At 45.9% G+C, this 8,571-nt stretch carries 9 protein-coding genes; 6 read left to right on the top strand and 3 right to left on the bottom strand.

Translation table 11 applies throughout. The features are described 5' to 3' along the window. The 4 genes from AB1797_10900 to recR form a co-directional block, all read left to right on the top strand. A partial coding sequence (locus AB1797_10900; GenBank protein ID MEW5768110.1) for a GGDEF domain-containing protein occupies positions 1-1,165 on the top strand: 1,165 nt, incomplete at its 5' end. Next, positions 1,159-2,694 (top strand): YifB family Mg chelatase-like AAA ATPase, encoded by a 1,536-nt coding sequence (locus AB1797_10895; GenBank protein ID MEW5768109.1) that lies wholly within the window; start codon positions 1,159-1,161, stop codon positions 2,692-2,694. The genes AB1797_10900 and AB1797_10895, both read left to right, overlap by 7 nt. 163 nt (positions 2,695-2,857) lie before the next feature. Continuing rightward, positions 2,858-3,130: an HU family DNA-binding protein gene (locus tag AB1797_10890; protein ID MEW5768108.1), complete on the top strand. Its 273-nt coding sequence runs from the start codon at positions 2,858-2,860 to the stop codon at positions 3,128-3,130. A 216-nt stretch (positions 3,131-3,346) separates the two neighbouring features. Then, positions 3,347-3,958 (top strand): recombination mediator RecR, encoded by a 612-nt coding sequence (gene recR, locus AB1797_10885; protein ID MEW5768107.1) that lies wholly within the window; start codon positions 3,347-3,349, stop codon positions 3,956-3,958. Between the two features lie 12 nt (positions 3,959-3,970). Here the strand turns inward: recR and AB1797_10880 are convergent, their stop codons facing one another. The 3 genes from AB1797_10880 to AB1797_10870 all read right to left on the bottom strand — a co-directional run bounded on the left by AB1797_10880 (position 3,971) and on the right by AB1797_10870 (position 6,448). Further along, positions 3,971-5,314: a nucleotide sugar dehydrogenase gene (locus AB1797_10880; protein MEW5768106.1), complete on the bottom strand. Its 1,344-nt coding sequence runs from the start codon at positions 5,312-5,314 to the stop codon at positions 3,971-3,973. 431 nt (positions 5,315-5,745) lie between these two features. Then, positions 5,746-6,132 carry a type II toxin-antitoxin system VapC family toxin gene (locus tag AB1797_10875; GenBank protein MEW5768105.1) on the bottom strand — a complete coding sequence of 129 codons (387 nt, stop codon included), beginning with the start codon at positions 6,130-6,132 and terminating at the stop codon, positions 5,746-5,748. Next, a complete protein-coding gene (locus AB1797_10870) occupies positions 6,119-6,448 on the bottom strand; it encodes a hypothetical protein (GenBank protein ID MEW5768104.1) in 330 nt (109 codons plus the stop codon). Before AB1797_10870 ends, AB1797_10875 begins: the two co-directional genes overlap by 14 nt. 286 nt (positions 6,449-6,734) lie before the next feature. On the opposite strand from AB1797_10870, the gene hrcA reads away from it, so the two are divergent. Both hrcA and AB1797_10860 read left to right on the top strand, forming a co-directional pair. Continuing rightward, the gene (gene hrcA, locus AB1797_10865; protein ID MEW5768103.1) at positions 6,735-7,754 is read left to right on the top strand and encodes a heat-inducible transcriptional repressor HrcA; all 1,020 of its coding nucleotides are present in this window, start codon (positions 6,735-6,737) and stop codon (positions 7,752-7,754) included. Continuing rightward, positions 7,751-8,314 (top strand): nucleotide exchange factor GrpE, encoded by a 564-nt coding sequence (locus AB1797_10860; GenBank protein ID MEW5768102.1) that lies wholly within the window; start codon positions 7,751-7,753, stop codon positions 8,312-8,314. The genes hrcA and AB1797_10860 overlap by 4 nt, the downstream gene beginning before the upstream one ends. Positions 8,315-8,571 lie beyond the last annotated feature (257 nt).

Genomic DNA, 8,571 nt, shown 5'->3' with positions numbered 1-8,571 from the left:
GCTCGCTACGCTCGCGGCGGCCGAACAAGCGGCTGGAGCCGATGCTCGCATCGGCGAGCAAGCTCGCCTCCGCTCGCACGGCTCAGCCGCCGCGCCGTTAGTAGACAGTAATAATCTATTCACTATTTACTCATCGGAGGTAGTCATTATGCTTTCTGATCTGCTTTTCCAGAAGGAGGAAGAAATACTTAGCGCCTGGATTGAGGGGCTCATATTAGGGGAGGGTATAAAAAAACCTAAGACCGAATTGGAACAGGAGTGCCGGTCTCTTATTCAAGGCATAGGTCAGATGGCCTCTAATGGTGATAGGCGTGGGATTGATACCCTAATTAAAGAAAAAATAGCGCCACAGAAAGAACTTTCTGAGGTTGATCTGGCCGAGAGTGAAAAGATTCTGAGCGCCTTTAAAACAACCCTTATGCCCATCATACTTGAGGAATACGGCCAGAAAACCATCCATCTCTTTGATGCCATTAAAAAGATCGATGCCTGTATTAACTCAATTAGCCTTGACCTGATTTCTACCTATCAACAGAGAGCCAGAAAAGCGGAAGATGAACACCTAAAAAAAGTAGAAGACCTGAAAAGGAAAATTCGGGAGGCTGAGATCACTGACAAGCTGACCGGCCTTTACAACTACGGGTTTTTCCAAATATATCTGGCTTATGAAGTTAGAGAAACCCTTCGATATCATTATCCTTTATCATTAATTATGCTTGACATCGATGACTTTAATAAGTATAATGAGGAACATAGCTATCAGGAGGGTGATAAACTCCTGGTGGAGATGGCTTCTCTTATTAAGGATTGTCTAAGAGAAGTAGACATGGTCTTTCGTTACGGAGGGGAGGTATTTGCCTGTGTCCTTCCGGTAACGGCCCTGATGAACGGCGTGAATGTAGCTGAGCGAATAAGATTTATGGTTAAGGAACATCCTTTTGTCTCCCAGCCGCCGGGTAAGATCAGCATAAGCGCCGGTGTGGCCGGTTATGAACCATCCACGAAAGAAGAACCCTTTACTGAAAAATTAAAACAATTGATTAAGGGGAAGAAAAAAGATGAGGTAGGGCAGCTTTACTTAGAGATTCAAACCTCCCTTATCGAAGGAGCGGAAAGGGCACTCTATCAGGCCAAACAGGAAGGGAAGGATAGAGTCAAATGTTAGCCACCCTTGATTCCAGCGCCTGTCTGGGTGTTAATGCCTATCTGGTCAGGGTAGAGGTGGACCTCTCGCCTGGTCTGCCGGTTTTTAATCTGGTCGGACTACCGGACACGGCTGTTAAGGAGAGTCGAGAGCGGGTAACAGCCGCCATTAAGAACTCACAATTTGAATTTCCTCCCAAGAGGGTAACGGTTAATCTGGCCCCGGCTGATGTCAGGAAAGAAGGGGCTGCCTTTGATCTACCGATTGCCCTGGGTATTCTGGCGGCGGCCGGGCAAGTAAGGCAGGAGGCCTTAGAGCGTTACGTTATTGGTGGGGAGCTGTCTCTTGATGGGAGGATAAAGCCCATTAAAGGGAGTCTTTCGATGGCCGTGGCTACCTCCGGAATAAAAAAAGAGGGAATGATCATCCCTTCTGAAAATGCGGATGAAGCCGCCGTAGTAGAGGATTTAGCGGTCTATCCGGTCAGGACGCTTTACGAAACGGTTCGATTTTTGAATGCGGAAGAAACGATCGCCCCGGCTAAAGTTGATCTTAAAGAGATATTTAAACAGACTTCCGTTTATGAAGCGGATTTCAGGGAGGTGAAAGGACAACACCATGTAAAGAGGGCCCTGGAAATAGCGGCTGCCGGGGGACATAATGTTCTTATGATCGGGCCGCCCGGTTCTGGTAAGACTATGCTGGCCAGGAGATTGCCGGGCATTCTGCCTGATACGACCTTAGACGAAGCCATTGAAACCACCAAGATTCATTCAATCAAAGGACTTTTAGCCCCGCATGTCTCTTTGTTAAGCCGACGCCCTTTTCGGTCTCCTCACCATACTGTTTCTTATGCCGGCCTGATTGGGGGAGGCCATATTCCTCAACCGGGGGAAGTGAGTTTGGCTCATAACGGGGTTCTATTTCTGGATGAGCTTCCTGAATTTCCCCGGAGTGTTCTTGAGGTTCTAAGGCAGCCGCTGGAAGATGGCGTAGTAAACATTGCCCGGGCAGGCAGCTCTCTCTCCTTTCCGGCCCGATTTATGCTGGTAGCGGCTATGAATCCCTGTCCCTGCGGGTATTTAACTGATCCTGATAAGGCCTGTAGTTGTTCGCCCCTTCAAATTCAGAGATATCTGGCCCGAATATCGGGTCCGCTCCTGGATCGAATCGATATCCAGGTAGAGGTGCCCCGGCCTAAATATACGGAATTAGAAGCGGATGCCTCTGGAGAGGATTCGGAGGATATCAGACGACGAGTGAATGGGGCCAGGTATTTGCAAGCCCAGCGCTATGCTAAGGATGAAAAGCTTCACTGTAATGCTCAGATGGGGACAAAGGAGTTGAAAAGATATACCTCTCTTAATCAGGAAAGTAGATCATTGCTCAGGGAAGCGATTGATAAATTAGGATTTTCAGCCCGGGCTTATGACCGTATTTTGAAAGTAGCCCGAACCATTGCTGATTTAGAAGGAGAAAAAGATATACTGGCGCATCATATCTCAGAGGCTATTCAATATCGCAGTCTGGATAGGAACCTCTGGGTGTAAATACTGGTAATAATTGTAACTACTCAGGTAGATAGGCTGAAGGCTGAAGTTCAATCATCTACTCACCACACTTGTCCCTAAAAGCCTTCCACCTTCAGCCTTCAGTCTTCAGTCTATTTACCTGAGTAGTTACATTGATATATTGATAAAAGGAGGTAGTGCCATGACAAAGCGGGACTTAGTAGTCCAGATCGCTGAGGAGGTAGGCTTGACCCAAAGCCAGATTAAAAGGGTGGTGGAAGGGGTTCTTAAGGGGATCAGGGGGGCCCTGGCCGACGGCGAGAAAGTCGAATTGAGGGATTTTGGCATCTTTAAGGTTAAGGATAGAAAGGGTCGGATGGGTCGCAACCCACGCTCTGGGGAAGAGGTCCCTATTGAGGCTAAGAAAGTGGCTACCTTTAAGCCGGGTAAGGCCTTAAAGGAGGCGGTTAAGTAAATGGCGGATGGCAGAGGGCGGATTTTTCTAACCGCTGATCTCTGTATTCTGCCTTTCGATGATGTATCTACTCAACCCTCATTTGGAACACAGATTACATAGATTTTTTCCTGATGGCCCGGATTAAAATAATTCCTGAAAATCTGTGAAATCTTGTATAAGCGGTGTAATCTGTGTTCCTCTTTTTGTCCGGCTGAGTAGTTACCTGATGATTTTATGCCAAGAGCCACACTTCTTCCCTCATCTCTGGCTAAGCTGGTCAATGAACTTTCCAAGCTGCCAACGGTGGGTGTCAAGACGGCTCATCGCCTGGCCTTCCATATCCTGAATACTTCTAAAGAGGAAGTGGGCAAGTTAGCTCAGGCCCTTCTTGAAGTCAAGGAAAAGATTCATCCCTGCCGACTTTGCGGCGGCTTTGCCGAGCAAGAATTTTGTCTCCTCTGCCAGGATGAAACCAGAGACAGAAGCCGGATATGTGTGGTGGAACAGTCATCCGACATCCTGGCCATAGAAAGGGCGGGTAATTTCAAGGGGATTTATCATGCCTTGGGCGGGGCGGTCTCTCCTTTGGAGGGGATCTCCCCGGATGACCTGCGCATTACCGAACTTATAGCTCGGCTTCAGAATGCCTCCCCCTGTCAGGAAGTCATCCTGGCTACCAACCTCAATGTGGAAGGTGAAACCACCGCTCTTTATCTAACCAAGTTAATTAAACCGCTGGGGATAAAGATCACTCGCCTGGCCCACGGTCTACCGGTGGGTGGAGACCTGGAGTATGCGGATGAGGTTACCCTAGCCAAGGCCCTGGAGGGGCGCCGGGAAGTGTAATCAGAACTCTATTTATCCCTTCCCAATTCCACGGTAGGCAAAACCTGCTTCCACACATGTCTTCCGGTCAAAAACATTCCGGCCATCAACTATAATGGGAGTTCTCATCAATTCTTTTGCCCGGCGAAGGTCTAACTTAAAATAGTCACTGTGCTTCGTGACAATGGCCGCACAGTCAGCGCCCTTGAGGGCCTCATCCAAATCTCTGGTCATCTCTATCCCTTCCTCAAAGTCTGCCTCCCGAACATAGGGATCATGGGCGATAACCTGAGCCCCCTTTTTCTCAAGTTCTCTGATTAGAGGTAGTGTCGGCGTATTTCGGGTATCATCAGAGTCCTCCAGGTAAGCTATGCCCAGGACAGCCACCCGGGCTTCAGAAAGCGATTTGGCCTCCTCTACCACAAAGGCATTTTCTATCAACGAAGCCATATGGAGAGGCATAAAGTCGTTGATTTGTCTGGCCAGGGCAATAATGTCCGTGTCTACGTCTTTTATCCCATACTCCTTTAGTCCAAACCTCAGGAGCCAGGTATCCTTAGGCAGGCAATGTCCGCCCACCCCGGCCCCTGGTATATGCATATGACGATCGTGTCTGGCGTTAAGTAATTCACGGACCTGATAAACATTAACTCCCATACTTTCACACACCAAGGCCATTTCATTAGCAAAGGCAATATTAACATCCCGATAAGCATTCTCAACCGTTTTAGCTACTTCAGCCGTAAGGCAATCGGTAGTCGTTACCCCGGCCTTGACAATGTGACGATATAATTCAGCCGCCATCTCAGTGCTCTTTTCATCTATGCCGCCTACTACCCGGGGAAAGTTGATCAGAAATTCCAGAAGTTTACCCGGCATAACCCTTTCATAAGAAAAGGCCAGATGAAAATCCTGGCCGGCCTTAAGCCCAGAGTTTTCTTCTAAGAGAGGTTGAACAATATGTTGGGTCGTTCCAGGGGCAACCGTAGATTCAATAACAATCAGGGTGCTGGGTGAAAGATATTTCCCGGCATTCATACTTACTTCCCGAAGTGAGAGATACTGGGGTATTCGGTTCTCATCGGTGGGTGTTTGCACATCAATAAGAATAACATCCGCCTCCTTACAGACACTAATGTCATCAGTGGCTCTAAAACTCTTTTTCTCGAGGACCACCCGTTCAATTAATTCAGCTAATCCAGGCTCATCTCCCTCAAAAGGGTTCTTACCGCTGTTTAAGGCGTCTATTTTCCAACCTGAACGTTTGGAACGTCTCTGGACCCCAATAACATTAAATCCCTCTACGTCCGCCAGGAGGGCAGCGCAGGGGATACCTACGTATCCCATCCCAATAACGACAATTGTTTTTGATGCCATTTAATACCTCCAATCGTATCTACTCAAAATCAAGTTAAAAAAGTAAGCTCATTACAGATTATAGTGCTATAGGTTAAGTTTCATCTCCTTTTCTACCGACAGCCTCGGCATAAGAGCTTCCCCTCCCTTGATGGGAGGGGTTAGGGGAGGGTGAAATAACAAGAGTAATAATATTGCCCCCGCCAATTTCACCCTCACCCTATCCCTCTCCCATCAAGGGAGAGGGAATTTTGCTTTGTCTCCCAACTAACTGCTTAACTTAGTTTTGAGTAGTTACTTCCAATCGGTAATCGGCGCGATGAACAAGGCCGGAGTTATTATAACCTCCTTATCCTTGAATGTCAAGCAATTTTTGGAACATGTTAGTTAAACTCAAAAGCGAACCCCTATCTTCTTTTTCCCCTCTTCCCTTATTTACACTGCCTGAACGATTACCATACTTCTAATTTCAATCCTTCAATATTTTCAAAATGTTTCCTGTTTTTGGTAACAAGCGCGGCATTATGAGCTATCGCTGTAACAGCGAGAAGGGCATCTACCTCACCTGTTGGTTTGCCAAATACCCGCAGTTTACTTTTTATAGTTCCAAATGTCTTAGCACATTCAAGGTCAAAAACAATTACTTCCGTAAGGCTTATAAAACTGTAAAGTTTTTCAAGATTCTTTATAGAGTTCTGCGATGCTTTTGCTCCATAATCCAATTCTGCTACTACCAGAGAACTCAAGGCCACATGGTCAATCTGAGAGAGAACTTTTTCTGAAATAATTGGCTCTCCTTTTAGAAAAGCAATAACAATGTTTGTATCAAGCAAAAACATTAAGATTGACCTCCCTACCTGGATATTTATGCCTTTCTCTTTCTATCTCTTCAAAAATAGAATCTATAGATGAGTCGTTAGACCATGCACCGCAGAGACTTTCTGCAAAACGCCTCTTTTCCTCTTTGGTCATCTCTTTTTCAATCATTACTTTTACCTCTATCCCATCAGGAATTCGAACCCATTCAGGTAATTTTATAGCCTGTTTTTCAATCTTGCCATTTAATGTAATTATCATAAGATGTATCCTCCCTTCTTCTTCATTATTATATACCCTCGTGAGGCTATTGTCAAGGAATCTTTTATCTTTTGTCATTTAAGAATTAAAAGTGTCTACTTTTAATTCTTTAATTTTTTAATTTTTAAATGACATATCGAAAAAGTCCTTGACAAATTTAGAAATGAATGGTATGCTGTCTTCGCTTAGCACTCTTATATTAAGAGTGCTAATAATCGTATCGTAGACAGGAGGTATCGTCTCAATAAATTGGGGTAGAGCCTAATTCGTGTCCGTGGTTTGTTATGAGGCGGCTCTTTTTCCTGGGGACACAGACCCGGTTCTGGCAAAAGCCCCCCAAATATTGAGAAGATACAGGCGATCAATGGATAGTTCTCTCCTGCTTGAAAGAAACAAAAAGATTCTTGAGGCGGTTATTCAGAAGTTTGCGGCTACGGCGAAGCCGGTTAGTTCAAAAACCATTGCCCCTTATTTCCGCCTTTCCAGCGCCACGATTCGACACATCTTCTCTGAACTGGAACAAGCCGGCTATCTCGGGCATCCCCATACCTCGGCCGGCCGGATCCCAACTGACAGGGGATATAGATTATATGTCGATAGCTTGATGGAGGCTAAACATTTAACCCCAGAAGAACAAGAACTTATTAAAGAGAAATATCGGAGGATAAGCACCCAAAAGAGGGATATGAGGCAGATTATACCCTTCCTTTTAGCTGATCTGGTTCACTATCCGGCTATTACCTTAACTATTTGGGATAAAAGCTCCCTAAGACATATAGAATTTCTTAAATTAGACAAACGAAGGCTGGTCATCCTGCTGGTAATGAGTACAGGGCTAACTAAGGATCAGGTCGTCCTTCTGAAGCGTGAGATTGCCCACGATTTTTTAAAAGAATTAACTGATGACCTTAACAGGGAGTTGGGTGGGCATAACTTGAGAGAGGTCTTAGCCTGGCTTGAGGATCGGTGGCCTCTGGATAAAGAGGTGGAAGATATTCTAACACATCTTCTTTCTATGATTGAGGGGATACTTGATGAGGAGATATCCCTGGAAGGAGTATATATGATCTCCAGAGAACCAGAGTTTTTTGATGGCCGTAGATTAGGCAAGCTGCTTAAGACCCTGGAGGAAAGGCAAATTTTGGCAGAGATCATTAATCGACACCAGAATCAAGAGGGGCCGTGGGTTTCTATTGGCCAAGAAAATCTTTGTCCGGACATCCAAAACTGCAGTCTGGTTATGGCCACTTACCGGAATAAACAGGAGACAGTAGGGACACTGGGAATAATTGGTCCTACCAGGATGAGATACGAACGAGTAGTGCCCGTAGTAGATTTTGTCTCTAAAATGGCAACTACGATGTTAACGGAGGGAGAGATATGAAGAAGAAAAAGATGAGCGAAATAAAAGCCGAGAGAGCCGAAGAGCTACCTTCAGAAGAGAAGACACCCCCAAAAGAAGAACTCGAAACTGTAAGCGTAAAGGAACTTGAGGAGTTAAAGACCAAGGCCCATCTGGCTGACGATTACCTGGACCATCTGAAGAGGCTGAAGGCTGAATTTGAAAACTTCAAAAAGCGGATGATTCGCGAGAAAGAGCAATTTCTCAAGTTGGCTAATGAAGGATTAATTTTGGAGCTGTTGCCGGTTATGGACAATTTTGAGCGGGCCATAAATCATGGGGAAGATAACTCGGAGGGTCTGTTAGAGGGGATGAAATTGATCAAAAAACAATGGGATGATGTTCTGGCCAAAAGGGGGTTGAGCCGAATGGAGGTAGTGGGCCAGAAATTTGATCCCACCAAACATGAGGCTATGCTTCACATGGAAAGCGAGGAACACCCGGAAGAGCATATAACTGAAGAGCTAATTAGCGGCTATCAGTTAAACGATAAGGTGCTGCGGCCAGCCAAGGTGGTCGTATCTAAAGGAGCTAAGGAATGAGCCTGTCTTGGATTTAGAGCCTATCTCTAAACCCCAGGAATCGGGCAGAGTGGCTGAGTAGTTACGATTAGTTGGGGATGGGCGATTACGAAACGTAACTACTCAAAACTAAGTTAAGCAGTTAGTTGGTAGACAAAGCAAAATTCCCTCTCCCTTGATGGGAGAGGGATAGGGTGAGGGTGAAATGGGCGGGCAATATTATTACTCTTGCTAAAAACCTTAGAAAAAGAGCTACCACCCTCCCCTAACCCCTCCCA

This window comes from bacterium, from assembly GCA_040753085.1.
In the GTDB taxonomy this organism is placed as follows: Bacteria; UBA9089; JASEGY01; order JASEGY01; family JASEGY01; genus JASEGY01.
This window is presented reverse-complemented; position numbering and strand designations above follow the sequence as displayed.